Annotated in this window: 20 protein-coding genes, 1 tRNA gene and 1 riboswitch; of the genes, 8 read left to right on the plus strand and 13 right to left on the minus strand. The window is 68.0% G+C overall.

Going from position 1 to position 24,315, the window contains the following annotated elements:
• Positions 1-2: 2 nt before the first annotated feature.
• The 10 genes from mch to cysS form a co-directional block, all read right to left on the minus strand.
• Positions 3-1,010, minus strand: a complete 1,008-nt coding sequence (gene mch / locus RZE77_RS16215; RefSeq protein ID WP_319438332.1) for a methenyltetrahydromethanopterin cyclohydrolase — start codon at positions 1,008-1,010, stop codon at positions 3-5.
• Entirely contained in the window at positions 1,007-2,149 is a 1,143-nt protein-coding gene (locus RZE77_RS16220) for an ATP-grasp domain-containing protein (protein WP_319438333.1), read from the minus strand. Before RZE77_RS16220 ends, mch begins: the two co-directional genes overlap by 4 nt.
• Before the next feature lie 14 nt (positions 2,150-2,163).
• Positions 2,164-3,081, minus strand: a complete 918-nt coding sequence (locus RZE77_RS16225; RefSeq protein ID WP_319426404.1) for an NAD(P)-dependent methylenetetrahydromethanopterin dehydrogenase — start codon at positions 3,079-3,081, stop codon at positions 2,164-2,166.
• Positions 3,082-3,148: 67 nt separating this feature from the next.
• A complete protein-coding gene (locus RZE77_RS16230; protein ID WP_319438334.1) occupies positions 3,149-4,195 on the minus strand; it encodes a beta-ribofuranosylaminobenzene 5'-phosphate synthase family protein in 1,047 nt (348 codons plus the stop codon).
• Between the two features lie 230 nt (positions 4,196-4,425).
• Positions 4,426-4,518, minus strand: a tRNA-Ser gene (locus tag RZE77_RS16235).
• 26 nt (positions 4,519-4,544) lie between these two features.
• Entirely contained in the window at positions 4,545-5,813 is a 1,269-nt protein-coding gene (locus RZE77_RS16240; RefSeq protein ID WP_319426406.1) for an aspartate kinase, read from the minus strand.
• Between the two features lie 70 nt (positions 5,814-5,883).
• Positions 5,884-6,861 (minus strand): tRNA lysidine(34) synthetase TilS, encoded by a 978-nt coding sequence (gene tilS, locus RZE77_RS16245; protein ID WP_319438335.1) that lies wholly within the window; start codon positions 6,859-6,861, stop codon positions 5,884-5,886.
• A 24-nt stretch (positions 6,862-6,885) separates the two neighbouring features.
• Positions 6,886-7,866, minus strand: coding sequence for an acetyl-CoA carboxylase carboxyltransferase subunit alpha (locus RZE77_RS16250; RefSeq protein WP_012748187.1), 981 nt, complete (start codon positions 7,864-7,866; stop codon positions 6,886-6,888).
• Positions 7,867-7,882: 16 nt separating this feature from the next.
• The gene (locus tag RZE77_RS16255) at positions 7,883-8,536 is read right to left on the minus strand and encodes a DNA-3-methyladenine glycosylase family protein (RefSeq protein ID WP_319438336.1); all 654 of its coding nucleotides are present in this window, start codon (positions 8,534-8,536) and stop codon (positions 7,883-7,885) included.
• A gap of 17 nt (positions 8,537-8,553) precedes the next feature.
• A complete protein-coding gene (gene cysS, locus RZE77_RS16260; RefSeq protein WP_319438337.1) occupies positions 8,554-9,930 on the minus strand; it encodes a cysteine--tRNA ligase in 1,377 nt (458 codons plus the stop codon).
• 192 nt (positions 9,931-10,122) lie between these two features.
• Between cysS and RZE77_RS16265 the strand changes: the two genes are divergently transcribed.
• From RZE77_RS16265 to RZE77_RS16285, 5 genes are all read left to right on the plus strand, one after another.
• Positions 10,123-10,713 carry a tetratricopeptide repeat protein gene (locus RZE77_RS16265; RefSeq protein ID WP_319426410.1) on the plus strand — a complete coding sequence of 197 codons (591 nt, stop codon included), beginning with the start codon at positions 10,123-10,125 and terminating at the stop codon, positions 10,711-10,713.
• Positions 10,714-10,797: 84 nt separating this feature from the next.
• Positions 10,798-11,397 (plus strand): peptidylprolyl isomerase, encoded by a 600-nt coding sequence (locus RZE77_RS16270; RefSeq protein WP_319438338.1) that lies wholly within the window; start codon positions 10,798-10,800, stop codon positions 11,395-11,397.
• Positions 11,398-11,430: 33 nt separating this feature from the next.
• Entirely contained in the window at positions 11,431-11,943 is a 513-nt protein-coding gene (locus RZE77_RS16275; protein ID WP_012748192.1) for a peptidylprolyl isomerase, read from the plus strand.
• A 37-nt stretch (positions 11,944-11,980) separates the two neighbouring features.
• A complete protein-coding gene (locus RZE77_RS16280; protein ID WP_319438339.1) occupies positions 11,981-12,751 on the plus strand; it encodes a UDP-2,3-diacylglucosamine diphosphatase in 771 nt (256 codons plus the stop codon).
• Positions 12,752-13,543 carry a M90 family metallopeptidase gene (locus RZE77_RS16285; RefSeq protein ID WP_319438340.1) on the plus strand — a complete coding sequence of 264 codons (792 nt, stop codon included), beginning with the start codon at positions 12,752-12,754 and terminating at the stop codon, positions 13,541-13,543.
• A gap of 70 nt (positions 13,544-13,613) precedes the next feature.
• Here the strand turns inward: RZE77_RS16285 and RZE77_RS16290 are convergent, their stop codons facing one another.
• Complete coding sequence (locus tag RZE77_RS16290; protein ID WP_319442369.1) at positions 13,614-16,547, minus strand: DUF349 domain-containing protein; 2,934 nt, start codon at positions 16,545-16,547, stop codon at positions 13,614-13,616.
• A 128-nt stretch (positions 16,548-16,675) separates the two neighbouring features.
• Positions 16,676-20,500 (minus strand): DUF748 domain-containing protein, encoded by a 3,825-nt coding sequence (locus RZE77_RS16295; RefSeq protein ID WP_319438341.1) that lies wholly within the window; start codon positions 20,498-20,500, stop codon positions 16,676-16,678.
• Positions 20,501-21,077: 577 nt separating this feature from the next.
• Here RZE77_RS16295 and RZE77_RS16300 point away from each other — a divergent pair.
• The 3 genes from RZE77_RS16300 (at position 21,078) to nrdR (ending at position 23,834) form a co-directional block, all read left to right on the plus strand.
• A complete protein-coding gene (locus RZE77_RS16300; RefSeq protein WP_319438342.1) occupies positions 21,078-21,941 on the plus strand; it encodes a lytic transglycosylase domain-containing protein in 864 nt (287 codons plus the stop codon).
• A gap of 17 nt (positions 21,942-21,958) precedes the next feature.
• A riboswitch (ZMP/ZTP riboswitch) is annotated at positions 21,959-22,085 on the plus strand.
• A gap of 41 nt (positions 22,086-22,126) precedes the next feature.
• Positions 22,127-23,371, plus strand: coding sequence for a serine hydroxymethyltransferase (gene glyA / locus RZE77_RS16305; protein ID WP_319438343.1), 1,245 nt, complete (start codon positions 22,127-22,129; stop codon positions 23,369-23,371).
• A gap of 19 nt (positions 23,372-23,390) precedes the next feature.
• The gene (gene nrdR, locus RZE77_RS16310; protein ID WP_319438344.1) at positions 23,391-23,834 is read left to right on the plus strand and encodes a transcriptional regulator NrdR; all 444 of its coding nucleotides are present in this window, start codon (positions 23,391-23,393) and stop codon (positions 23,832-23,834) included.
• A 13-nt stretch (positions 23,835-23,847) separates the two neighbouring features.
• On the opposite strand, the gene RZE77_RS16315 is transcribed toward nrdR, so the two are convergent.
• Positions 23,848-24,312, minus strand: a complete 465-nt coding sequence (locus RZE77_RS16315) for a type IV pilin protein (RefSeq protein WP_319438345.1) — start codon at positions 24,310-24,312, stop codon at positions 23,848-23,850.
• Positions 24,313-24,315 lie beyond the last annotated feature (3 nt).

Consider the following 24,315-nt stretch of genomic DNA (forward strand, 5'->3'; position numbering starts at 1 on the left):
GGTCAGGCCTCCTGCAGCCACAGGCGCTGCAGCAGTGCCATGTCGGGCGCGCCGCCGTGCCAGGTGTTGCCGCTGTCGATGTTGCTGACCCACACCTCGGCCGGGGCGAACAAGGCGCCGTCGATCTTGTAGAAGTCGTACTCGACCTCCTTGAAGATCTCGGCGAACGAGCGCCCGTGGTCGCGCGAATTGCGCGACGGCAGCGCGCGCGCCAGCTCGCGTGCCGCGGCATCGTCGCCGCGGACCGTGAGGTGCACGCGGCCGCCGTACAGGATGGCATCGTTGGTGCGGCCCATGGCCTCGACGCCATCGGCGCTCGGCGACGGCAGCGGCGCGGTGCCGGCGCCATCGACGATATTGGCGAGCGCAAAGCCCAGCTCGTGCGCCTTGTGCAGCGCCACCTCGAGCACGCGCGCCACCACCTGCGTGGTGCCCGCCAGGCTGGTGGTGGGCGTGAGGATCAGGGTCAGCGCTTCGGCGGCCAGGCCGCAATCGCGCAGCAGCTTGTCGATCACGATCTTCGGCGGCGCGCGATCGACTTCCAGCACCAGCACGCCGCATTGCGCATGGTCGCGGTAGCCCAGTTCGGCAAAGAGTTTTTCCTTGACCGCCAGCGCGCGCGCCGGCCCCGAGCCGAGCGAGAAGAACTTCTTGCCGCCGGTCTCTTCCTTGGTGGCCGCGAGGCTCCAGCCGGCGTACTGGCTGCCAAGGCAGGCCAGCACCGGCTGCGAGCTGCGCACGTCGAGCCACGTGGGCCAGCCCTCGGCGGCGGCACCGCTGCGCAGATTCACATGCCCCAGCCCGCCCATGCAGATCTCGCCGATCTGCAGGCCGGCCGCCACGCTGCCGCGTGCCTCGATGCCGGCATCGACGATGCGCGCGCCGCTGTCGTCGCGGCGCACTTGCAGCCCGAACGCATCGGCATCGGCCAGCAGGCCCTCGACCAGCGGGCGGGCCAGCAGGTTGACGCTCAGGCCCGAAGCGGCCGCGGGCGGGGAAGTGTTGCTCATGCCTTGGTCTCCAGTGATTGCAGCAGCCGCTCGCGGCCTTCGCTCAGGCGGGTGCGCACCTGCTGCGCGCTGCTTCCGCTCGCGGTCAGGGTGCACAGGGGGTCGTCGATGTCGAAGCGCTGCCCGGCTTCGGGCAGGTCGCGGATGCCGGGCCATGCGGCCAGGCGCTGCGCCGCGGCCGCGTCGAGCTGCAGCGGCTGCCGCGCGAACACGATCTCGATGCCTTCGACCTCTTGCGCAGGCGATTGCGCCGGCGGCGGCAGTTCGCCATGCAGGCAGGCGCGCAGATGCGCCTGCATCACGCCCCGCGAGCCGGCGCGCGCCTTGTAGAGGCTCATGCTGGCCGGTGGCCTCGGATTGACCTCCAGCACACCGATGGCGTCGCCGTCGCGCATGAAGTCGAGGCTGCACAGGCCGCGCAGTTCGAACTCCGCAGTCAACGAGCGCGCAATGGCCGTCACGCGGCGCGCGATGTCCTCTGTCACGGGCACCGGCCCGATGGCACCGCAGAACACGAAGGGCCGCGTGCCGAAGCGTCGCACGGTCTGCTCGTTGAAGCCGAGCACATGCACATCGCGGCCATTGGCGATGAAGGTCGCCGACATCGGCAGCCCGGCCATTTCGCGCTGAAAGTAGTGGTGCGAAGACGGTGGCTCGTCGATCGACCACGGCGCATGGCGCACATGCCAGCCGCCGCAGCCGTGCGCGTCTTTCATGAGCCATCCCGCGGGATCCTCGGGCGGCTGCAGCAGCACTTGCGGAAAGGGGATGACCTGCGCGGCGAGAAAGCCGAAGAAGGCCGCCGGATCGCGCAGGCGGCGCACGGCCGCGGGCGCGGTACCGATCAGCGGCAGCACGGCCGCGCCCTCTTCCAGCAGCTCGGGCTCGCCTTCGAAGCCGCTGCCTGCGATCCAGCCCAGCACAGGCTCGCTGTCCTCTGCGAGCGTGCGCAGCGCAGCCAGCACGCTGGCCGCATCGATCTGCAGACTGCCGGGCGCGCCGATCGGCATCCAGCGCGACGCCGCGCGGCGCGTGTCGACATCGCCGAACAGATCGAGCGCGACCACCTTGAAGCCCTCGCTTGCCGCCGCCTCGGCCATGGCGCGCGCGGAGATGGCGGCGACGGCGATCGTCTGCATGGTGGCCGCTGGCTTCAAGCCGTCTTTCCGGCCTGCTCGACCAGGAATGCGCGGGCCACTGCAAAGGCTTCGGGAAAGCTCAGCACCTGGGCCTTTTCGGCCTCGCACATCTGCACCAGCAGCCGATGCTGCGTCTGGTACTTGACGTTGCCCACCGCCAGCGCGCCGATGGCCACGGCCTGCGTGCCGGCCAATGGCTTGGCGTCGTCCATCACGCCGACGCCGGCAATGCCTTCGGGCGGCACGGCGTTCACGTCGGCCGCCACCTTGAGCCGCGTCGCGGCGCCGAGCGCCTCGCTCGATACGACCTGCACGCCGGCGGCCGCGCAGGCCAGCAGCACGTCGGCATCGGCGATGGAGCGGCGCACGGCGTCGGGGTCGCCGCCCGAGAGGCCGTGCAGCTTCACGCCGAAGCGCTGCCCGGTTTCATCGGCCGCTTCCTGCGCCGCGTCGATGCCGTTGCGGCTGGACAGGTACACCTCGGCACCGGCTCCTGCCGCGATCACGCCCGCCACGCGGCCCACCGGCCCCGTGCCGCCGAGGATCACCACGCGCTGGCCTTCCAGGCCCTGCCCATGGTGGCGCTTGAGCGCGGCCTCGACGCAGGCCACCATGGCCGCGGCCGTGGTGTAGGCGCCGCTCGGGTCGGCCATGGCCGAGACGACGAAGGGCTTGACCATCGAGGTTCGCGCGCGCTCGAGCATGTCGGCCGCCAGCTGCGCATCGCGCCCGCCGATGAAGATGCCGGTGCGCGCCACGCCCTTGGGCCCGCGCGAGAAGATCGTGTCCTGCGTCAGCCCGGTGATGCGGTCCAGGCCCACTTCGCAGTAGGGCACGATGATCTGGTAGCCGGCGTCCGCTGCCATGTTGATGTCGAACGGGCTCATCTGTTGGCCGGGGGTGAACATGTGGAGGATGCGGGGACGTTCCATGAGGGCCTGCGTTGGTTGATGTTGATGTGTGAAGGTTGAGGGCGGGTGCTCTTCGGCTGCAACGGCTTCAGCGGTTGCGCGGCTCGGCGGCACGGCCCCGCACCACCGCCCCGCGGTTGCGGCCCGAGACGATGCGCAGCTCCAGCCGCGGGTCGAGCTGCCTGGAGGCGCGCGCCGCATCGACCAGCATCTCGGCCCGCACGTGCGAGGGCACGATCGCAAAACTCGTGGGGCCCCACGAGCTCTGGCCGATGGCCGCGTCATGCCCGCGGCTCGCATCCGCGAACCAGTGCATCAGCCGCCCGACCGCAGCGCTCGTGTAGTTGCCGCCCTGCGCCGGCGCAAAGTGCTCGCCGAGCAGCTGCTGCATGCGGTTGATGCCCGCGGCAAACGGCGCGAACTCCGCACGCGCGGCGCCGGGCAGCACCCGCATCAGCACCTGATGGCAGATCTCGGCCGCGCCCGCCTGGGGCAGGGGCGGCAAGGCCGCGATGGCTTTCTTCTCCGCGCCGCCCGACAGGCCCTTGTGCGCGGGATCCTGGACCACGATGACGCGCCATTCCTCCGGAAACTCGATGCGCGACAGCAGCGGTGCGGGCAGCCCGTCGGCGCCCGGGCCGCCATCGAGCAGCAGGCCGCCGCTGTCGAAACCCGCAATGCCGACCCCTGAGCGCAGGCCGCGCCCGAGCCAGTGCGCCAGCGTGCCCGTGTCCAGGTCGAGCCCATGCCATTCGGCAAAGGCCCGCCCGATCGCCGACGCCAGCTGCGTGCCCGAGCCGAAGCCCGCGTGCGGCGGCAGCGCGTGGCGCAGCCGCAGCGACAGCGGCGCATGGCGGCCGCTGCGCTGCTTCAACACCGCCAGATAGTCCGCCGCGCGGGCCAGTTCCGCCCCGCCGGCCGGCGTGTCGGCCGCCAGCTGGTCCGATGACGCGGACGCCGACAACTCGAGGTCGGTGGTGAAGCCGTCGATCACCAGCCCCAGGCTGCCGAATGCGCGCCCCAGCGAGCCCGAGGGGTCCAGAAAACCGAGGTGCAGGCGCCCGGGCGCACTCACGCTCACCGTGCGAACGCTCTGGTCGAGCCTGGAAGCAAAGGCGAGGTCGGCGGAGGTCATGGGCGGCGGTGTGCGATGAGGCGAGGTCATGGACCCGCTTGTCATAGCAAGGGCCGTTCCGTCCACGTGCCCAGAGGGGGCACCGGGGCCAGGGCGCGTTCAGGAGGCCGGCGATGTCCCAGGAGCGGGACAATGTGTCACGGCGCGCGGGGGCCGCGGCAGGGGTGGCTGCTGCGGGTGCAGCGCCCCAAATGAAAAACGCCCCGTGAGGGGCGTTTTTGCTTGCTATCTGGCGGAACCGGAGGGATTCGAACCCTCGATGAGGCTCTACACCCCATACTCCCTTAGCAGGGGAGCACCTTCGGCCACTCGGTCACAGTTCCTGAAAGAAGCCGAGATTATGCCACCATCAGGCGGCCGGTTGGTCCAGATCGAAGGCTTTGTGCAGGGCGCGCACGGCCAATTCCATGTATTTTTCGTCGATCACGACCGAGGTCTTGATCTCGCTGGTGGAAATCATCTGGATGTTGATGCCCTCTTCGCTCAGCACGCGGAACATCTTGCTGGCAACGCCCACGTGGCTGCGCATGCCGATGCCCACGATGCTGACCTTGCAGATCTTGGTGTCGCCCACGATCTCGGTCGCGCCCAGCGAGGGCATGACCTTCGACTGCAGCAGGTCGACCGTCTTCGCGTACTCGTTGCGGTGCACGGTGAAGCTGAAGTCGGTCCGCCCGTCCTTGCTGAGGTTCTGGATGATCACGTCGACTTCGATGTTGGCGTCCGCCACGGCACCGAGGATGTGATACGCGATGCCCGGCTTGTCGGGCACGCCCAGCACCGAGATCTTGGCTTCGTCGCGGTTGAAAGCGATGCCGGATACGACGGCTTGTTCCATGTTTTCGTCTTCCTCGAAAGTGATCAGCGTGCCGGACTTGGCCTCTTCATTGATGTCGATGTCCCACGGCGTGAAGCTCGAGAGCACACGCAGCGGCACCTTGTACTTGCCGGCGAATTCCACCGAGCGGATCTGCAGCACCTTGGAGCCCAGGCTCGCCATTTCGAGCATCTCTTCGAAGCTCACGGTCGAGAGGCGGCGCGCATCGGGCTCCACGCGCGGATCGGTGGTGTAGACGCCGTCGACGTCGGTGTAGATCAGGCACTCGTGCGCCTTCATCGCGGCCGCAATGGCCACGGCCGAGGTGTCGCTGCCGCCGCGGCCCAGCGTGGTGATGTTGCCGTCGTCGTCCACGCCCTGGAAGCCGGTGATGACCACCACCTTGCCGGCGTCCAGGTCGGCGCGCACGCGCTCGTCGTCGATGCTTTCGATGCGCGCCTTGGTGTAGGAGTTGTCGGTGCGCACCGACACCTGCCAGCCCGCGTAGCTCACGGCTTGCATGCCCTCGGCCTGCAGCGCAATGGCCAGCAGCGCGGACGAAGCCTGTTCGCCGGTCGAGGCGAGCATGTCGAGCTCGCGCCCGTGGGCGTCGCTCGGCTTGCTCGGCGCCAGCTCCTTGGCCAGGCCGAGCAGGCGATTGGTTTCGCCGCTCATGGCACTCGGGACCACGATCATCTGGTGGCCGGCGCGCGCCCACTTGGCGACGCGCTTGGCGACATTCTTGATGCGCTCGGTCGAGCCCATCGACGTACCGCCGTATTTGTGAACGATCAATGCCATGGATGAATTCAGAGAAATGGGAAGGGCCGCCGCCGCACTCCCGAGTGCCAGCGCGGCGCCCTGCAAGCCGTCAGCGCGAAGCCTTGGGCGAGGGCCCGGAATTGTACCAATGCAGCAGGTCGCCCCTGCGCTGGGCGAATCCATTGGCCACCTTGAGGTGGATCCGGTGGCCGCGGGTGGTGCAGGCGCGCACCTGGTCCAGCAGCTGGTCGAGCTGGGCCGCGCTGGGCGAGCAGCCGTGCGCCTGCATCAGCCAGTGCCGCAGCACATTGGCCTGCCGCGCGCGTGAAAGCGCCTGCAGCGCGGCAATGCGGGGCGGGTTGCCCACCACGGCCAGGTCTTGCGCCGCGAGTTCGCCCAGCAGTTCCTGCGCCTGCGCGGCATGGCCGATGCTGCGCGCGAAGGTGGCGCGGAACTGCGGAAAGGTCCGCTCCAGCGCCGGCAGCAGCACGGCGCGGATCCGGTTGCGGGTGTAGCGCTCGTCCTCGTTGCTCGGGTCTTCGATCCAGGGCAGGTCGACGCCTTTGAGCCACGCCCGGATGTCGGCCCCGGGCACCGCCAGCAGCGGGCGGTAGATGTCCAGCCCGTTGCGCCGCGCATGCGCGGGCATGGCCGCGAGGCCCGGCAGACCGGCACCCCGGGAGAGGGCCAGAAAAAGCGTTTCGACCTGGTCGTCGGCATGGTGCCCGAGGACTATCGATTCGATAGCGCCAAGCGCCGTATCCATGCGCGCCATGGCTGCAAAGGCGTCGTAGCGGGCGCGGCGTGCCGCATCTTCTGGGCTGTCGCCCTGCGCATGGCGTGCGTCCACGCGGTGCACCACCAGCGGCACGCCGAGGCGTTCACACACGGCCGCGCAATGGCGCTCGAAATCGTCGGCCGCGGCCTGCAGGCCGTGGTGCACATGAAAGGCAAGCACCTGCCCGGGCCAGGCCGAGGCGCAAGCGGCAAGCAGCGCCGTGGAATCCGCACCGCCGCTGAAGCCCACCGCCAGCGGCAGATGCGCCGGCTCGAACGCGGCCATGGCGCGTTCGAAGGCTTCGTTCATGGAAGGAGCAGCGCGCTGGCTTGTTTACCTGCCGGTGTCGGCCTTGGTGTCGTTGAAGCGCCCGTAGCTCTGCAGGCGTTCGTAGCGGCGCTCGAGCAGTTCCTTCGGCTTCAGGTCGCTGACCTGGCGGAAGGCGTCGTTGAGCGCGCGCTTGAGGAAAGCGGCCATCTGGCGGTGGTCACGGTGCGCGCCGCCGACCGGTTCGTTCACGATCTTGTCGACCAGGCCCAGCGCCTTCAGGCGGTGCGCGGTGATGCCGAGCGCATCGGCCGCTTCCTGCGCCTTGTCGCTGGTCTTCCAGAGAATGGAGGCGCAGCCTTCGGGGCTGATGACCGAGTAGATCGAATACTGCAGCATCACGAGCTGGTCGCCCACCGAGATGGCCAGCGCGCCGCCGGAGCCGCCTTCGCCGATGATGGTGACGATGATCGGCACCTCGAGCTGCGCCATCTCGTAGATGTTGCGGCCGATGGCCTCGGACTGGCCGCGCTCCTCGGCATCGATGCCCGGATAGGCGCCGGGCGTATCGACGAAGGTGAAGACCGGCAGCTTGAACTTCTCGGCCGTCTTCATGAGGCGCAGTGCCTTGCGGTAGCCCTCGGGCTTGCTCATGCCGAAGTTGCGCGCGGTGCGCTCCTTGGTGTCGCGCCCCTTCTGGTGGCCGAGCACCATGCAGGGCGTGCCGTTGAAGCGGGCCAGGCCGCCCACGATGGAGAGGTCGTCCGAAAAGTGCCGGTCGCCGTGCAATTCGACGAAGTCGGTGAAGATCTCGTTGACGTAGTCGAGCGTGTAGGGTCGCTCCGGATGCCGCGCGATCTTGGTGATCTGCCAGGGCGTCAGGTCGCTGTAGATGTCCTTGGTGAGCTGCTGGCTCTTCTTGCCGAGCTGGTCGATTTCCTCCGAGATGTCGACCGCCGATTCGGTCTGTACATAGCGCAGTTCTTCGATCTTTGTTTCGAGTTCAGCGATGGGCTGCTCGAAGTCGAGGAAGGTTCGTTTCGCCAACGTCTTCTCCTGTTGTTCAGTATGCGACCGGTACCGGGTCGAGCGATCGCCAAATATACCAAGTCGCCACGCTGCAATACGGGGCCCAGGCCACGGCAACGTCGCGGGCATCGCTGCGGCTCACGGGATCGCCCGAGAAATAGTTGACGCTGATGCCGTTGAGCAGGCCCAGGTCGTCGACCGGCAGCACGTTGGGGCGCATCAGGTGGAAGATGAGGAACATCTCGGCCGTCCAGCGGCCGATGCCGCGGATGGCCACGAGCTCGTCGATGATGAGCTCGTCGGCCATGTCCTTCCAGGCGTCGACGTGCACCGCGCCCGAATCGAAATGAATGGCCAGGTCCACCAGGTACTCGATCTTGCGCGCCGACAGTCCCGCCGCGCGCATGTCGTCGACCTTGAGCTTGAGCACGTTGGCCGGCGTGAGCTTGCGCGGCAGCACCGCGAACTTGTCCCACACGGTCTGCGCGGCCTTCACCGAAATCTGCTGGCCCACGATGCTGCGCGCGAGCGTGGTGAACGCGTCGCCGCGCGACTCGAGGCAGGCATCGCCGAATTTCGGGATCAGCCGCTTCATCACGCGGTCCTTCCTGGACAGGTGCTTGCAGGCCTCTTCCCAATAGTCCGGCGTGAAGATCTGGACCGCCGGATTTTTCGAGGAAGCAGGCATGGGATTCGTGGTTCCGTTCACTGCGCTGCGGCCCAGGTTGTGCCGGTGGGCGAATCCTTGAGCACGATGCCCTGCGCCAGGAGGTCGTTGCGGATGCGGTCGGCCTCGGCGAAGTTCTTGGCGGCCTTGGCGGCCGCGCGCGCATCGATCTGCGCCTGGATGGTGGCTTCGTCCAGCGTGGTGCCCGCGCGCAGGAAAGCACGCGGATCGCCTTGCAGCAGGCCCAGCGAACCGGCCAGCGCCTTCAGCAAGCCGGCTGTTTCTGCGGACTTGGTGCGGTTGACCTCGCCGGCCAGCTCGAACAGCACGGCAATGGCCTCGGGCGTGCCGAAGTCTTCGTCCATGGCGGCCTTGAAGCGCGCGGCATAGGGCTGCGTCCAGTCGATCATCACTTCGGCTGGAGCGACCAGATCGAGCGCGGTGTAAAGGCGCTTCAGCGAGTTGCGGGCGTCGTCCAGGTGTGCATCGCTGTAGTTGAGCGCGCTGCGATAGTGCGTGCGCACGAGGAAGAAGCGCAGGCTTTCGGCGTCGTACTTCTGGAGCACCTCGCGGATGGTGAAGAAATTGCCCAGGCTCTTGGACATTTTTTCGTTGTCCACGCGCACGAAGCCGTTGTGCACCCAGAAGCGCGACAGCGGCTTGCCGTGGGCGCCCTCGCTTTGCGCAATTTCGTTCTCGTGGTGCGGAAACTGGAGGTCCGCCCCGCCGCCATGGATGTCGAAGGTTTCACCGAGGGTGGCGCAGCTCATCGCGGAGCATTCGATGTGCCAACCCGGGCGGCCGGTGCCGAAGGGGCTGTCCCACTTGGCATCGTCCGGCTCGGTGGGTTTTGCGGCCTTCCAGAGCACGAAGTCGAGGGGATCCTGCTTGCCTTCGAGCACCGCGACGCGTTCGCCGGCATGCAGTTCGTCGAGCGACTTCCCCGACAGCTTGCCGTAGCCTGGAAACTTGCGCACCGCATAGTTCACGTCGCCATCGAGCGAACGATAGGCCAGCCCCTTGCGCTCCAGCGTCTCGATGATGCCGAGCATCTGCGGAACGTACTCGGTCGCACGCGGCTCCAGGGTGGGCGGCTCGATGCCGAGCGCACCGATGTCTTCGTGCATTGCAGCAATGACTTCATCGGTCAGCTGGCGAATCGTGATGCCACGTTGCACCGCGCGCGCAATGATCTTGTCGTCGATGTCGGTGATGTTGCGCACGTAGGTCACGGCGTAGTCGCTCGCCCGCAGCCAGCGCTGCACCACGTCGAAGGCCATCATCATGCGGGCATGGCCGATGTGGCAGAGGTCGTAGACCGTCATGCCGCACACGTACATGCGCACCCGGCCCGGTTGCAATGGGGAGAACTCCTCCAGTTCACGCGAAAGCGTGTTGTAGATGCGCAGACTCATGAGGCTCGGAAAGCGTCGCTTCGCGCTCGTGCGGCACGGGCGAACGACGGTGTATTTCAGGGGTGACGGGACAGTGGCCACGAGGGGTTGGACATGGCCCCTCGGCTACAATGCACCGCAGTATAAACGGCTGCTGCCGTGTCCATTCCGGGTGTTTTCGAAGCCCGCATTTCCCACTCCTGCCGAGGCTTCATGAAGCACGTCGCGTTCTCCAAACTCTCCATCGCCTTCGCACTGCTGTTCAGCCTGTGGGGTTCGGCGGCCTATGCCAACGACTACGACGACGTCAACCAGCTGCTGCGCCAGGGCAAGTCGAACGAGGCGCTCGCCAAGGCTGACGCCTACATCGCCGGCAAGCCGCGCGATCCGCAGATGCGCTTTCTGCGCGGCGTGATCCTCACCGAGCAGAAGAAGCAGAACGAGGCCATTGCCGCGTTTACGCAGATGACGCAGGATTTCCCGGAGCTGCCCGAGCCCTACAACAACCTGGCCGCGCTCTATGCAGCGCAGAGCAAGTTCGACCAGGCGCGCGCCGCGCTGGAGCAGGCGCTCAGGCTCAACCCCAACTACGCCACCGCGCACGAGAACCTCGGCGACGTCTACGCCCGCCTGGCGGCCCAGGAATATGTGCGAGCGCAGCAATTCGCCAGCACCAACGCCAGCGTGGCGCCCAAGCTCTCGCTGATCCGCCAGATCTTCACGCCCAAGGCCGAGGCCGATGCCGCGGCCCTGCCGGCGGCACCGCCCGAAGCCCGCAAGCCGGTCGGCCGCGCCAGCAAGTAAAGCGACAACCGCCGGCAGCATCCTGGCGGCGGCCGCTTGCATTGCCCGGCCCGCGCCCCACATCATTCGCACACGGAGCCATCCTTGACGATCCAAGCCCCTTCCCTGTCCACCCGCTTCAGCCGCCGCGGCGCGCTCCTGCTGGCCGCCTCGCTCGCGCTTGCCGGCGCCGTCCATGCGCAGCAGCCCGGTCCGCGCGTGAAGCTCGCCACCTCGGCCGGCGACATCCTGGTCGAGCTCGACCAGGCCAAGGCGCCCCAGACGGTCGAGAACTTCCTGCAGTACGTCAAGGACAAGCACTACGACGGCACCGTGTTCCACCGCGTGATCGACGGCTTCATGATCCAGGGTGGCGGCTTCACGGCCGACATGCAGCAAAAGCCCACGCGCGCGCCCATTCCACTCGAGGCCAGCAACGGCCTGAAGAACGACCGCTACACCATCGCAATGGCGCGCACGGGCAATCCGAACTCGGCCACCTCGCAGTTCTTCATCAACGTGAAGAACAACGATTCGCTCAACGCGCCCAACCCCGACGGCTACGGCTACACGGTGTTCGGCCGGGTGGTGGCCGGCACCGAGGTGGTCGACAAGATCCGTGCCGTGCAAACCGGTAACAAGGGCGGCATGCAGAACGTGCCGCTCGAGTCCATCATCATCAAGTCCGCCGCACTGGCGAAGTAATCTCCTCCGAACATCCGAAAGAAGGACTCCCTCATGAGCAACCCCAAAGTCGAACTCCACATCAAGAACTACGGCGTGATCACGCTCGAACTCGACAGCGCCAAGGCGCCGAAGTCGGCCGAGAACTTCGTCAACTATGTGAAGAACGGTCACTACGACAACACGGTGTTCCACCGCGTGATCCCGGGCTTCATGGTGCAGGGCGGCGGCTTCGAACCCGGCATGAAGCAAAAGCCCACCGGCGCCGAAATCGAGAACGAAGCCAACAACGGCCTCAAGAACGACAACTACACCGTGGCCATGGCCCGCACGAGCGCACCGCACTCGGCCACCGCCCAGTTCTTCATCAACGTGGCCGACAACGGCTTCCTGAACCACACCGCTCCCTCGGCCCAAGGCTGGGGCTATGCGGTGTTCGGCAAGGTCACCGGCGGCACCGACGTGGTGGACAAGATCAAGGCCGTGAAGACGGGCCGCAAGGGCTTCCACGACGACGTGCCGCTCGAGGACGTGGTCATCGAGAAGGCCGTCCTCGTCGCGGAATAACGCGCGGACCGGCGAACGAACGCGGCGCGGCACGGGCATGGAGGAACATCCGGTTTTCAAGGAACTGCTCGCCCCGCCCGCGTGGCGCACCGTCGACCTGATCTCCGACCTGCACCTGCAGGCCGACGAGCCCGCCACCTTCGAGGCCTGGCGCGGCTATCTGCAGACCACGCCGGCCGATGCGCTCGTCATCCTGGGCGACCTGTTCGAAGTGTGGGTGGGCGACGACGCAGCCGCCCTGCCCGGGTTCGAGGCCGAATGCGCCGAGCTGCTGCGCCGCACGGCCGAGCGGCTGCCGGTGTACTTCATGCACGGCAACCGCGACTTCCTCGTGGGCCCGGTGCTGGCCGCCCAATGCGGCTTCACGCTGCTGGACGATCCCACGGTGCTGGTGCTGCACGGCGAACGCTGGCTGCTGAGCCACGGCGACATCCTTTGCCTGGACGACACCGACTACCTCCAGTTCCGCGCCCAGGTGCGCACGCCCGAATGGCAGGCCGCGTTCCTGGCCAGGCCGCTGGCCGAGCGCCGCGCGCTCGCGCGCTCCATGCGCGCGCAAAGCGAAGACCGCAAGCGCAACCCGTCGGCCGTCTGGGCCGACGTGGACGGCGGCGCCGCGCGCCAGTGGCTGCAGCAGGCGCGTGCAGGCACGCTGGTGCACGGCCACACGCACCGGCCGGCCGATCACGACCTGGGCGACGGCCTCAGGCGCATGGTGCTCAGCGACTGGGACGCCGCAGCCCATCCGCCGCGCGCGCAGCTGCTGTGCCTGTCCCCTGCCGGCGCGCAGCGCGTCGATCTGCGCTAGATGTTCAAGTGGCTGCGCCGGCTGCGCGCCCTGCCTCCCATCCCTGAAGACGCCTGGCAGGCCACGCTGGCGCGCTATGCCTTTCTTGGCGAGCTTCCGCACGACATGCAGCTGCGGCTTCGAGCGCTCTCGGCCGAGTTCCTGCGCGACAAGGAGTTTCATGGCACGCAAGGCTTCGTCATCACCGACGAGGTCGCCCTGGCGATCGCCGCGCAGGCGGTGCTGCCGATCCTCAACCTGAAGGGCGGCCTGGACTGGTACGACGATTTCGTCGGCATCGTGGTGCATCCGTCGGAGGTCGTCGCGCGGCGCAAGATCGTCGACGAGGCGCAGGTGGTGCACGAATACGACGAGGTGGTGGCCGGCGAGGCCATGGACCGCGGGCCGGTGATGCTGAGCTGGCAGGACGTGCTCGCGAGCGGCATCACGACGGGCGGCGGCTACAACGTCGTGATCCACGAATTCGCCCACAAGATCGACATGCGCGCGGGCGATGCCGACGGCTGCCCGCCGCTGCCGCCCGGCTTTGCGGGCAAGCGCAGCGCGCGCGAGGCCCGCGCCGCCTGGCTCGCGGTGCTGCAGCCGGCCTATGAGGACTTTCGCGAGAAAACCATCCTGGCCGAGCGCTTCGGCGCGGAGCCGCCGTGGCTCGACGACTACGGGGCGGTATCGATCAGCGAATTCTTCGCGGTGGCCTGCGAGGCCTACTTCGTGAACCGCGCGGCCTTTGCACGGGATTTCCCATCGGTGCTCGCGCTCTTCGACGAATTCTTCGGACGCGGCAAGACCTGATCGCCGCGCGCGGCCGGGCAAAAGAAAAGCGCCCGTGGGCGCTTTTCCTTTTTTGGCAGGACGATCCCGCCTACTTGCGCAGCAGCGCCTTCAGCGCGTTCTGCAAACGGCGCGCGCTCGCAGGATCATGGGCCGCTGCCAGCACCTTGCCGGCATCCTGCCCCCAGGTCTGGGCCGGCGCCGGATCGCCGCGCTTGGTCAGCAGCTTGAGCTGCAATGCACGGCGCGCGTCGAGCTGCTCGGCCGGCGTCGGCACTTCGGCGGCCATTTCGAGGCGCAGCAGTGCTTCGGCGGCTTCATCGGGCGCCGCCTTGGGCGCCGAGCCGATCGCCTGCGACCAGCCGCTGCGCACCGCGGGCGTGACCGCGCGTCCGAGTTCCTGCACGCTGGGCAGCCGCGAGGCGTCGCGCTGTTCCCATGCGCCGAGCACCTGCGTGAGCGCTTCGCCGTGGGCCTGGGCCGCGAGCTTGCGCAATGCGAGGTCGGCGCGCTCGAGCGCTTCGCGCTGGGCGCGGAAAGCGGCGTCACCGAGCCGCGGACCACGGTCCTCGAAGCGCGGCGGACGGTCGCCGAAGCGTCCGGCCGGCGCACCGCGGTCACTGCGGTCGCCGCGGCCATCGGGACGCGGCGCGCCGCGATCGCCTGGGCGGCCAGGGCCGCCCGGGCCCGGACGGGCACCGTCGCGCCGGTCGCCGAAGCGGCCGCCTGCTCGGCCCGCGGGCACGGCCTCGGCCTTCTTGTTGCCGGGACGGTCGTCGCCGCGCACCGCGACCACGGGCTTGGGAGCGGGCTTTGGCGGTGCGGGCGGTGCCTTGGCTTCTTCGGCCGCGGCAGCTTCGCCGGCTTCATGTGCCGCGCCGTCGGAGCGCGCCGATGCGTCGGCACCGTCGGCCGGTGCAACGAGGTCCGGGGTGGCCGCGGCGTGCGCCGGAGCGGGCGTGCCCGGCAGGGCTTCCGCGTCGCTCGAGCCCGGCGCCTGCTCGGCGCTTTCGCCGAATTCGGCTGCAGCCTGTCCGGGCGCAACCACTTCAGTGGCGCCCACGGCGGGGCCGTCGCTCGAGGGCTCGGGCTTCGCGGCAGGTGCTGCCGGCGGAGGCGCTTCGCCACGCAGCGCGGCTTCGAGCCGCGCGATGGCGGCGCGGATCTTCTGCACGTCGCCGCCGGCATTGGCGGCGTCCAGCGCCTTGGAAGCCTCGAGCACATGGCGGTCGTGCTCGCTCATTGCGGAGGAGACCTTCTCGCGCTCGGCCGTCTTGCGGTTGAAGGCTTCGTCGATGGGCGCGCGGAACGCGTCCCACAGCTTTTGCTCATGGCGGCGGTCGAGCGGCACGCTCTGGGCCTCGGCCTGCCAGCGCTGCTGCAGCGCCTTGACGGCGTCGATGCGCAGCATGGGCTGGGCGCCGAGCTCGGCGGCCTCCGCGATCATGGCCTGGCGCCGTTCGATGCTGGCCTTTTGCGCCGCCTCGAAGGGTGCGCGCGCGGCACCGAAGGCCTCGTTCCACTGCGGCTGCAGCTCGGCAAAGACTTTTTCGCCCACGTGGCCGGCATCGCGCCAGCGGTCGGCAAACTGGTGCAGCGCGCGGTTGTGCGCCTTCAGGTCGGAGGCGCCGGCATGCTCGGCCGCCCAGGCCCGCACTTCTTCGATCAGTGCCACGCGGTGGGCGCGGTGCTCCGCCGCATCGGCACGGACCTTCTCGAGCCAGGCCTCGACCACCTTGTGGGCTTCGTTGCAGGCTTCGTCGAAGCGCTTCCACAGCGCATGGTTGGGCACGCCGCCCTGGTCGGCCTGCTTCCACTGGTCGCGCAGCGAGCGCAGCGTTTCCTGCATCTTGCGGCCGCCGAGCGCCTGGCCTTCGGGGCGCTTGAGCAGGCCCTCGGCCTTGGCGACGAGGTCTTCGCGCACCTTGTCGGCGCTCCAGCGCTGCCAGCCTTCGAGCTCGCCGGCTGCGACCAGCGCCGCATGCACGCGCGCTTCGAGCGGGGCCTCGACCAGCTTGCCGTGTTCCTTCAGCACCGCGCGCAGTGCGGCGGCCGCGCCGGCGCTGGCCTTGCCGTGGCCTTCGGCGGTTTCCTGCTCGAGCTTGGCCAGGGCCACCTGCACGGCGTCCTGCGCCGCTGCGCGCACGGCCGGATCGACCTTGGGCGCGGCGGGCTTGGCGGGCGCCGCCTTGGGTGCGACGACTTCGCCGCGCGCGGCGCGCAGTTCGTCGGCCCACACCGGCACCGGCGGCAAGGCAGCCGCAGCGTCGGCGGCCGCGGCCTGCGCCTGGGCCAATGCCGCATGGAACGCATCGGAGACGACCAGCAACTGCGCCTTCGACGATTCGAGCTGCGGTGCAAACCTGGCGTCCAGGCTGTTCCAGTTGGCATCGGCCGTGATGTCGGCGGCCTGCTGCTGCCAGTGGGCCACGTCGGCGCGCAGCGATTCCTCGGCGGCCTGGGCGTCCTGCCAGCCCTTGGTCGACAGCACCTCGAAGCGCTGGGCCAGCAGCACGGCGGCCTCGCGGTGCACCTGGGCACGGTGCTGCAGGTCTTCGATGCCCTTGACGCGTTCGGCCAGTTGCACCTTGAAACCTGCCAGCGGCTCGCGCGAGAGGGGCGCGCCGGCCTTGGCGGCGTCGCGCTGCCAGGCGAGTGCATCGGCAATGTTGAGCTTGGACTGGCCGAGCAGCGCCTCGGCCTTTTGCGCCCATTCGGCGGCAATGGCCTCCTGGCCCTTGGCGCGCTTGAGTTCGTCGAGCTTTTCGCGCAGCAGGCGCGCCGCGCCCTTGTCGCGGCCGCTCAGCTCCTTGAAGACTTCCTGCATCTGCTCGGGCGCGGGGTTGCCCGCGAGCCAGTCGCGGATGCGCGCGGCGCGCTCGCCCGAAGTTGGCGCGGTGAAGGCGCCGCCGGTGAGCGTGTCGAGGGCCTGGAGGTCGTGTGGCTTGGAAGAAGTAGAGGTCACTTGCGCGAAATCGTTGTCTGAAGAGAGAAAGCGAAGGCGCCGGCAAAGGCCGGCGCACATCGACATTTTCACCCAGTTGTGGCGGGCGGTTGAATTCCATGCCGCAACCACAGCCAAATGGCTGCCGGAAGCGGTCACGGATGGCTATCTATATGGCGAGGTGGAGCGGAAAACCAAGTGAACGTTTGTCACTTCATGGCCAGGTCGAGCTCGGCGCCGGGCTTCCAGTCGTCACCGCTCGCCTTGGTCTTCACGGCGCCGAGGAACAGGCGCTCGCTCGGCAGCTTCTGGGCCAGCAGGTAGTCGCGCACCACGGCGCCGCGCTCCACGGCCAGCTGCCGGATCGACTCCTCGTCGACCGGAATGCTCGCAAGCAGCAGGTTTTCCATTTCCTTCACCGGCAGGTCCTTGGCGAGGCCGACCATGTTGCGCGGCTTGGTGATGTCCGCGCGCTTGTAGACGGCGGTCAGCAGCTCGGGGTATTCGGCATCGGTCACGGGCGGCACATTGGTGCCCTCCTGGCCGCCGCGCACCGCCGCGCGCCGCTTCTCGGCCTGGGCGAGCTGGCGCAGGCGCTGGCGCTGGTAGGCGTCGCGCTCCTTTTCGAGGCTGGCCGTGCCGACCACCGTCATCTGCAGGGTCGGACGGTCGGTCAGGGCCTTGACGACCTTGTCCAGGCTCTCCTTGGCGGTGGCGCTGAGCACGGAGCTTCCGGGCTCGAAGGTGATGGTGCTCGACTCGCCGCTGCCCCCGCCGAGGCCGCCGGTCAGCAGGCTGAACGGCGAGGTCACGGCCTTGACGATCAGGTTGACCACCGCCTTGAAGATCAGCGGGCCGATGCTGAACTGCGGATCGTTGAGCGAGCCCCTGAGCGGCAGGTCCACGTCGATCACGCCGTTGCGGTCGGCCAGCAGCGCCACCGCGAGCCGCACCGGCAGGCTGTTCGGCGCGCCCTGCACTTCGTCGCCGAACTGCAGCTGGTTGAGCACCAGCTTGTTGGAGGCCGTGAGCTGGCCGTCGGGTGCGATCTTGTAGTTGACGTCCATGCTCATCTTGCCGCGCTCGATGCCGTGGCCGGCGTAGCGCACCGAGTACGGCGACAGCGGCGCCAGGTCGAGATCGCGCATCTTGGCGGTGATGTCGAGTTCGAGCGGCTTGGCCAGCGGGTTGAGCTTGCCGGTGATTTCCAGCGCGGCGGTCTGCTGCGCCTTGCCGCGCAGTTCCAGGTCGGCCAGCGCGGGGCGGCCGCTTTCGCCCCTGGGCGGGTTCGACGAGAAGGAACTGAGCTTGCCGGTCAGCTCGCTCAGGTCGGCCGAATAGTTGGGCTTCACGAACAGGTCGGTGAAATCGACCCGGCCGTTGACCAGGCTCATCGGGCCGAAGTTGATGACCGGCTTGGGCCCGGAATCGGCCTCGGCCTGCGCGGTTGCAACGGGCGCCGCGTCCGGCTTGGCCGGCTCGGAGCCGCCGCCGACCATGGCCTCGGCCGATACCGGCGCACCGCCGCCGCCCGACGGCTGCTGCGGCCCGCCGCGCGTCGTGGTGGTGGTTCCGCCGAGGCTGCGGCGGGACTTGACGTCCGCGCTGGCCGCGGCGGCGGCATTGGCGTCCGCCTCGCCCTTCTTGGTGAGGTTCACCAGGTTGAGCCGGCCGGTGGGGTCGACGATCACGCGGGCGAAGAAATCGGTCAGCGTGGTTTCCCGCACGTCCACCGCCGGTGCGGCATTGGGCGCCATGCTCACCTGCAGGCCGCGCAGGCTCAGCGTCTTCCAGCTCAGCAGCTGGTTGGTGTTGCGGTCGAAGCCCGGCGACTGGGTCAGCGAGATGCTGTTGGCGCGGAAGTCGTCGAGCGCCGTGTCCCCGGCCAGCTTGATCGTCATGCCGGCCGGCGCGCTGGCATAGCGCACGGTCCCCTTGTAGCTGGCGAAGGCGCGGCGGATGTCGACGTTGAGCGCGTCGGCGTAGTAGGCCTTGAAGGCATGGGCCGGGAACGAGGCCACTTCGAGCCGGCCCTCGGCCGAGAGCGGCTTGAGCACCACGTTGCCCTTGTAGTCGAAGCGGCCCGGCTCCGAGCGGCGGGAGCCGATGCGCCCCGAAACCTGCAAGGGCGAGACCGTGGCGGTTTCGGGCGCGACCTTCTGCGCCTTCAGGCTGAACGCCGTGATCTCGACGGCCACCGGCGTGGCGCCGGCCTTGTCGGCATAGGAGAGCGTGCCGTTGTCGACCGCCAGGGTACCGATGGTCAATGCCCAGGGCTTGGTGTTGGCGCCGGGCGGTGCCGCCTCGGGGCCCGAACCGGCGGGCTTGGGCGCGGCCGCCTTGGCCTGGGCCGTGGCGCCGTTCCCGGCCGGCGTCTTGAGCCAGCGCTCGAACATCCAGCGCTTTTCGCTGTCGCGCTCGACCTGCACCTTCGGGTTGGTGGCGGTGAACGAGGCCACGTCGAGCGTGTGCTTGGTCATGTCGACCTCGGCATCGATCAGCTCGAAGCGGCCGACGCTTGCCAGCGCGGTCTTTGCCTGGGTGAGCGCCAGGCCGTCGATGGCCAGGCGCCGCGCCTTGAAGCGGAGGTCGGGCTGGGTCCAGGCGATGTCGATCTGGCCGCTGAGCTTGCCGTCGAGCGTGGGCTCCAGGCTGTGCGCCAGGTAGGGGGCGGCCAACGACAGCGGCAGCGCGTCGACCTCGGTCTGCACCTCGGCCGCCTTGTCGGTGGCGTTGCCCTGGAACTTGAGGGTGGCACCGGCCAGGGCGGTGCTGCCGCTGAACCGGGCCGGCTTCTCCATGGGCCAGGTGAGCTCGGTCAGGTCGAGGCCGAGCGCGGTCGTCTCGATGGCCGCAGCGGGCTGAACCGTTTCATCGCGCCACCCGATGCGCCCGCCGCTCAAGGCCACCTTGTCGACCCGGACCTTCAGCTTCGGCTTTTCGGGGGCCTTGCCGTTCGGCGCGCTTGCAGCGGCGGCGGGGGCTTTCGCCACCTTCTCTGCCGCTCCGGTGGCCGGATCGGTGGCCAGCAGGTTGAGCTGGCCCTTGGCATCGCGCGCGACCGCAAGCTGCGGATTGGCCAGCGCCACCTCGCTCAGGTGAAACACCGCTTCCAGCGGCCGCACGTCGGCCAGCGCCAGCTTGAGCGAATCGAAACCCAGGAGGTCCCGCCCCCGGGCATCGCCGAGCTTGGCCTTGTGCGCCTCGACGGTGCCGGTGATCTTGAGGCCCGCGGTGGCGGCCTGCTCGAAGTCGATCTTCAGATCGGCATCGAGGCTGCCCGCCTGCAGCTGCACCGGCAGGCCGCCCGGGATGTAGCCCAGGTACGGCGCCAAGTCGAGCCCCTTGAACTGCACATGGGCGTCGGTCTTGCGGCTTTCCGCGAACGGCGTGGTGAGGGCCGCCGAATCGAACTTGCTGCCGTTGAGTTCGAAAGCCAGCTTGGGCTCGGTGTTGATGTCGCGCTTGGAGGCCAGGTTGCTCAGGAACGGCACGTTGAGCACGAAGCCGCGCAGCTCGTGCCTGCGCTTGACGGTCTGGTCGTCGAAATCGACCGCGCCGTCTTTGATCGAGATGTTGTAGATGGCAAAGCGCGCCGGCTCGGCCTTGGGGTCGGGCGGCGGGCCAGCCGCGAGCTTGGCCAGGATGTCGTCGATGTCGTACTTGCCGTCGGCCAGGTGCGTGAGCAGGATGGCCGGCGCCTCGACCGTCACCGCGTCGATCACCGGCGCCAGGCGCAGGATCGACTGCAGTTCGGCATCGGCATAGATGCGCTTGACCGCCACCTGGGGCCGGCTGCCGTCGGCCGTGGCAATGCGCAGGTCGTTCAGCGCGAGCTCGAGGGTCCAGGGCTTGAAATCGATCTTGCCGACAGTGACCTGCCGGCCCAGCTTCTCGCTCGCGATCTTCTGGAGCTGGCTCTTGGCAATCGGCGGCACCGCCAGCCAGGCGATGACCCAGAGAGCCAGCAAAACCAGCAACGCGACGATCCCACGTCGCACCCATTTATTTTGTTTGAGCGAAGCTACATCCATCGCGGGAGTGTGCCGCAAACAAGCATGGAGCCAGAAACAAGAAAGCCCGGCAATTCGACGAAATGTCTCATTACCGGGCTTGATGGCGGGCACAAAACCCATGCCATCGTTTCGCGCGACCGGAAGTCAATGGTTCCTGCCGTGCTGGCAGCAAGAGATTGCCGCCATGGATCCTCCATCGTTCCAACCCTTGACTTGCACCTCGGGCCGTAGGATTTCGGAAAACCGCCTGAGAACTCAGGCGTGTTCAGATTAGGCGCCCCACCCTTGCATTGCAATGCCGTCTTCCAAGGGTTTTCCCTGAGATTTTGTTTAAATATGTAATCACATAAGGGAATAGGTTCTTATACTTGACCGGGTATTTAGCCGCGCTAGAATCCCGCCTGCCCCTGGCTGCCCCAGACCCAGCAGGGGCCACCTGAATCCGCTGCCGAGTTCCCCCGGCTTGATCAGGCCACCGCGCTCCTACCCCTACACCTCCATGCGCGGAGCCTGATTCGTACCAATCCAAGCGCCGCTGCCTTCATCCATCGCCCCTGCGGCGCTGCGAACAGGTGCCGCACAGAAAGGAAGAGCGATGAACAAGGCGTTTGATGCCACGGCCCGCGGGCTGAGGACCTTTGTGTCCGATGTGGCAGACGGCTTTTTTGAAATCACCCACAACGGGTTTGCACTGGTTGGCCTGGCCATCGTGTTCGCGGCCCTCGCGCTCGTGGCGCGGCCCGACCTGCGCAAGACCGGCGAGGAACAGCTCATGGGCTGGCTGCAGTCGCGCAAGCCCGCGCCCGAAGCCACCGACCTGGAGCCGACCGCCATCGTGCGCACCACGGCCGCGAGCCCCGGTGACCTGCCCAAGCAGCAGGCCGCCGTGGCCTATTGGCTCAGCAAGAAGTACCGCGTGGCGGCCGAGCCGTTGAGCGTGCTGGTTGCAGAGGCGTACCACCTGGGCAAGCGCACCAAGCTCGATCCGACGCTGATCCTGGCCATCATGGCCGTCGAATCGAGCTTCAATCCCTTCGCCCAGAGCCACGTGGGCGCCCAGGGCCTGATGCAGGTCATGACGCGCGTGCACGGCGACAAGTACGAAAGCGCGGGCGGCACGCTCACCGCCTTCGACCCCGTGACCAACATGCGCGTGGGCGTGAAGGTGCTGCAGGAATGCATCGCCCGCGCCGGCTCGCTCGAAGGCGGCCTGCGCTACTACGTGGGCGCGGCCAACCTCGAGGACGACGGCGGCTATGCCGGCAAGGTCCTGGCCGAGCACGAACGCCTGGTGCAGGTGGCCAACGGCCGCAATCTGCCGACAATGCCGACGCCCGCGGCGCCGGTCGTGCGGGCGCAGGCCCAGCCGATTCCGGTTGCCGTGCCGCCCAAGCCGCAACAGGCGGCCGAGCCGGCAGCGGACCCGCAGAAAGTGGCCCTGCTGTCGGAAGTTTCCTGAGCCCCTGCGCTACACTTCACCCCGTACGCGACTGGCGATAGGCGCAGCACCCCGCACGGTGCCCTGCGCTGACGTGGAATACCACTGGGAAGCGTGCCGCCTGGCATCCATACAGGCGTTCAGCCGTTCGCCTGGGCAGCCCTTGTTTGGTTGAAGAACAAGGACCTCGTCTTCAAAGGACTGCCATGTACCACCGCAACATCCTGGTCGAACAGACCGATCCCGAAATCTGGGCTGCCATCCAGGCCGAAAACGCGCGCCAGGAACACCACATCGAACTGATCGCGAGCGAAAACTACGCCTCGCCGGCCGTCATGGCCGCGCAGGGCTCGCAGCTCACCAACAAATACGCCGAAGGCTACCCGGGCAAGCGCTACTACGGCGGCTGCGAGCACGTCGACGTGGCCGAACAGCTGGCCATCGACCGCGTCAAGCAGATCTTCGGCGCCGACGCCGCCAACGTGCAGCCGCATTGCGGCGCCTCGGCCAACGAAGCCGTAATGCTGGCCTTTTTGAAGCCCGGCGACACCATCATGGGCATGAGCCTGGCCGAAGGCGGCCACCTGACCCACGGCATGCCCCTCAACATGAGCGGCAAGTGGTTCAACGTGGTGAGCTACGGCCTCGACGCCAACGAAGCCATCGACTACGACGCGATGGAACGCAAGGCGCACGAGCACATGCCCAAGCTGATCATCGCGGGCGCCTCGGCCTATTCGCTGCGCATCGACTTCGAGCGCTTCGCCAAGGTGGCCAAGGACGTGGGCGCGATCTTCATGGTCGACATCGCCCACTACGCCGGCCTCGTGGCCGCGGGCGTGTACCCCAACCCGGTGCCGCACGCCGACGTGGTCACCTCCACCACCCACAAGAGCCTGCGCGGCCCGCGCGGCGGCATCATCCTGATGAAGTCGCAGCACGAAAAAGCCATCAACAGCGCGATCTTCCCGGGCCTGCAAGGCGGCCCGCTGATGCACGTGATCGCCGCCAAGGCCGTCGCGTTCAAGGAAGCCATGACGCCCGAGTTCAAGGCCTACCAGCAGCAGGTGGTCAAGAACGCCCAGATCGTGGCCGACACCCTCACCGAGCGCGGGCTGCGCATCGTGAGCGGACGCACCGAAAGCCACGTGATGCTGGTCGACCTGCGCGCCAAGGGCATCACCGGCAAGGAAGCCGAAGCCGTGCTGGGCAGCGCCCACATGACGATCAACAAGAACGCGATCCCCAACGACCCCGAAAAGCCGATGGTCACCAGCGGCGTGCGCATCGGCACCCCCGCCATGACCACGCGCGGCTTCAAGGACGAAGAGGCGCGCATCACCGCGAACCTGATCGCCGACGTGCTCGAGAACCCGCGCGACGCCGCCAACATCGATGCGGTCCGCGCCAAGGTGCACGCGCTGACGAGCCGGTTCCCGGTCTACCGCTGATCCGGCAAGAAGTGGCCGCATGAAATGTCCTTTTTGCGGTCATCTCGAAACGCAGGTCGTCGAGACCCGCGTTTCGGAAGACGCCGACTTCGTGCGCAGGCGCCGCCAGTGCAGCGCCTGCGACAAGCGCTTCACCACCTATGAGCGGCCGGACGTCAACTTTCCGGTCGTCGTCAAGAAGGACGGCAGCCGCGCCGATTTCGATTCGGGCAAGGTCCGCGCCTCGATGATGCTCGCGTTGCGCAAGCGCCCGGTCAGCATCGAGCAGATCGACAACGCCCTGCTGCGCATCGAGCAGAAGCTCCTGGCCAGCGGCCTGCGCGAAATCGATTCGACCAAGGTGGGCGAACTCGTGATGCGCGAGCTGAAAAAGCTCGACAAGGTAGCCTACGTGCGCTTTGCCTCGGTGTACCGCAGCTTCGAGGATGTGGACGAGTTCCGGCAGCTGCTACGCGACATCTGAAGAACCCCAGGTCTCAGCGATTCCAGCAGGCCTGCACCCGCGCATTCGAAGCGCTGGTCTGGCCGGCCGCCAGCTTGACGCCCTGCTGGTTCACCGTGAGCGTTCCGCACTCGTCGGCGGCCGATGCACCCTGCGGCACGGCCCGCAGCGTGTAGGTGGTCGCGTCCCGGGCGGCATAGCTGATGGTGTAGTTCGCCGTGCCGGACGATGGCGACTGGTTCAGCCCGGCCGGCAGCGCAACGGTCGACGGCGGATACCGGCCGTTGGCCGTCAGGTAGCGCTCGGTCCATTGGGCCGCCTGCAGCAGCTGCTGCTTGGCATCGGCCCGCTTGGCCCGCAGCACGTAGCGCATGTAGCTCGGGTAGGCAATCGCGGCGAGGATGGCGATCACCGCCGTCACGATCATGAGTTCGACCAGCGTGAAGCCGCGCGGGCGAATCCGCTCCTTGCGGGCCTGCATTTCAGGATATTTGTTCATGCG

Origin of the sequence: Variovorax sp. SPNA7 (assembly GCF_033807855.1) — a bacterium.
GTDB classification, from domain to species: domain Bacteria; phylum Pseudomonadota; class Gammaproteobacteria; order Burkholderiales; family Burkholderiaceae_C; genus Variovorax; species Variovorax beijingensis.

Bases quoted from the DNA above. Each gene is read 5' to 3' on its own strand.
- mch (WP_319438332.1), bottom strand. From the start codon at position 1,010: ATGAGCAACACTTCCCCGCCCGCGGCCGCTTCGGGCCTGAGCGTCAAC.
- RZE77_RS16220 (WP_319438333.1), bottom strand. From the start codon at position 2,149: ATGCAGACGATCGCCGTCGCCGCCATCTCCGCGCGCGCCATGGCCGAG.
- RZE77_RS16225 (WP_319426404.1), bottom strand. From the start codon at position 3,081: ATGGAACGTCCCCGCATCCTCCACATGTTCACCCCCGGCCAACAGATG.
- RZE77_RS16230 (WP_319438334.1), bottom strand. From the start codon at position 4,195: ATGACCTCCGCCGACCTCGCCTTTGCTTCCAGGCTCGACCAGAGCGTT.
- RZE77_RS16240 (WP_319426406.1), bottom strand. From the start codon at position 5,813: ATGGCATTGATCGTTCACAAATACGGCGGTACGTCGATGGGCTCGACC.
- tilS (WP_319438335.1), bottom strand. From the start codon at position 6,861: ATGAACGAAGCCTTCGAACGCGCCATGGCCGCGTTCGAGCCGGCGCAT.
- RZE77_RS16255 (WP_319438336.1), bottom strand. From the start codon at position 8,536: ATGCCTGCTTCCTCGAAAAATCCGGCGGTCCAGATCTTCACGCCGGAC.
- cysS (WP_319438337.1), bottom strand. From the start codon at position 9,930: ATGAGTCTGCGCATCTACAACACGCTTTCGCGTGAACTGGAGGAGTTC.
- RZE77_RS16265 (WP_319426410.1), top strand. From the start codon at position 10,123: ATGAAGCACGTCGCGTTCTCCAAACTCTCCATCGCCTTCGCACTGCTG.
- RZE77_RS16275 (WP_012748192.1), top strand. From the start codon at position 11,431: ATGAGCAACCCCAAAGTCGAACTCCACATCAAGAACTACGGCGTGATC.
- RZE77_RS16280 (WP_319438339.1), top strand. From the start codon at position 11,981: ATGGAGGAACATCCGGTTTTCAAGGAACTGCTCGCCCCGCCCGCGTGG.
- RZE77_RS16285 (WP_319438340.1), top strand. From the start codon at position 12,752: ATGTTCAAGTGGCTGCGCCGGCTGCGCGCCCTGCCTCCCATCCCTGAA.
- RZE77_RS16290 (WP_319442369.1), bottom strand. From the start codon at position 16,547: ATGTGCGCCGGCCTTTGCCGGCGCCTTCGCTTTCTCTCTTCAGACAAC.
- RZE77_RS16295 (WP_319438341.1), bottom strand. From the start codon at position 20,500: ATGGATGTAGCTTCGCTCAAACAAAATAAATGGGTGCGACGTGGGATC.
- RZE77_RS16300 (WP_319438342.1), top strand. From the start codon at position 21,078: ATGAACAAGGCGTTTGATGCCACGGCCCGCGGGCTGAGGACCTTTGTG.
- glyA (WP_319438343.1), top strand. From the start codon at position 22,127: ATGTACCACCGCAACATCCTGGTCGAACAGACCGATCCCGAAATCTGG.
- nrdR (WP_319438344.1), top strand. From the start codon at position 23,391: ATGAAATGTCCTTTTTGCGGTCATCTCGAAACGCAGGTCGTCGAGACC.
- RZE77_RS16315 (WP_319438345.1), bottom strand. From the start codon at position 24,312: ATGAACAAATATCCTGAAATGCAGGCCCGCAAGGAGCGGATTCGCCCG.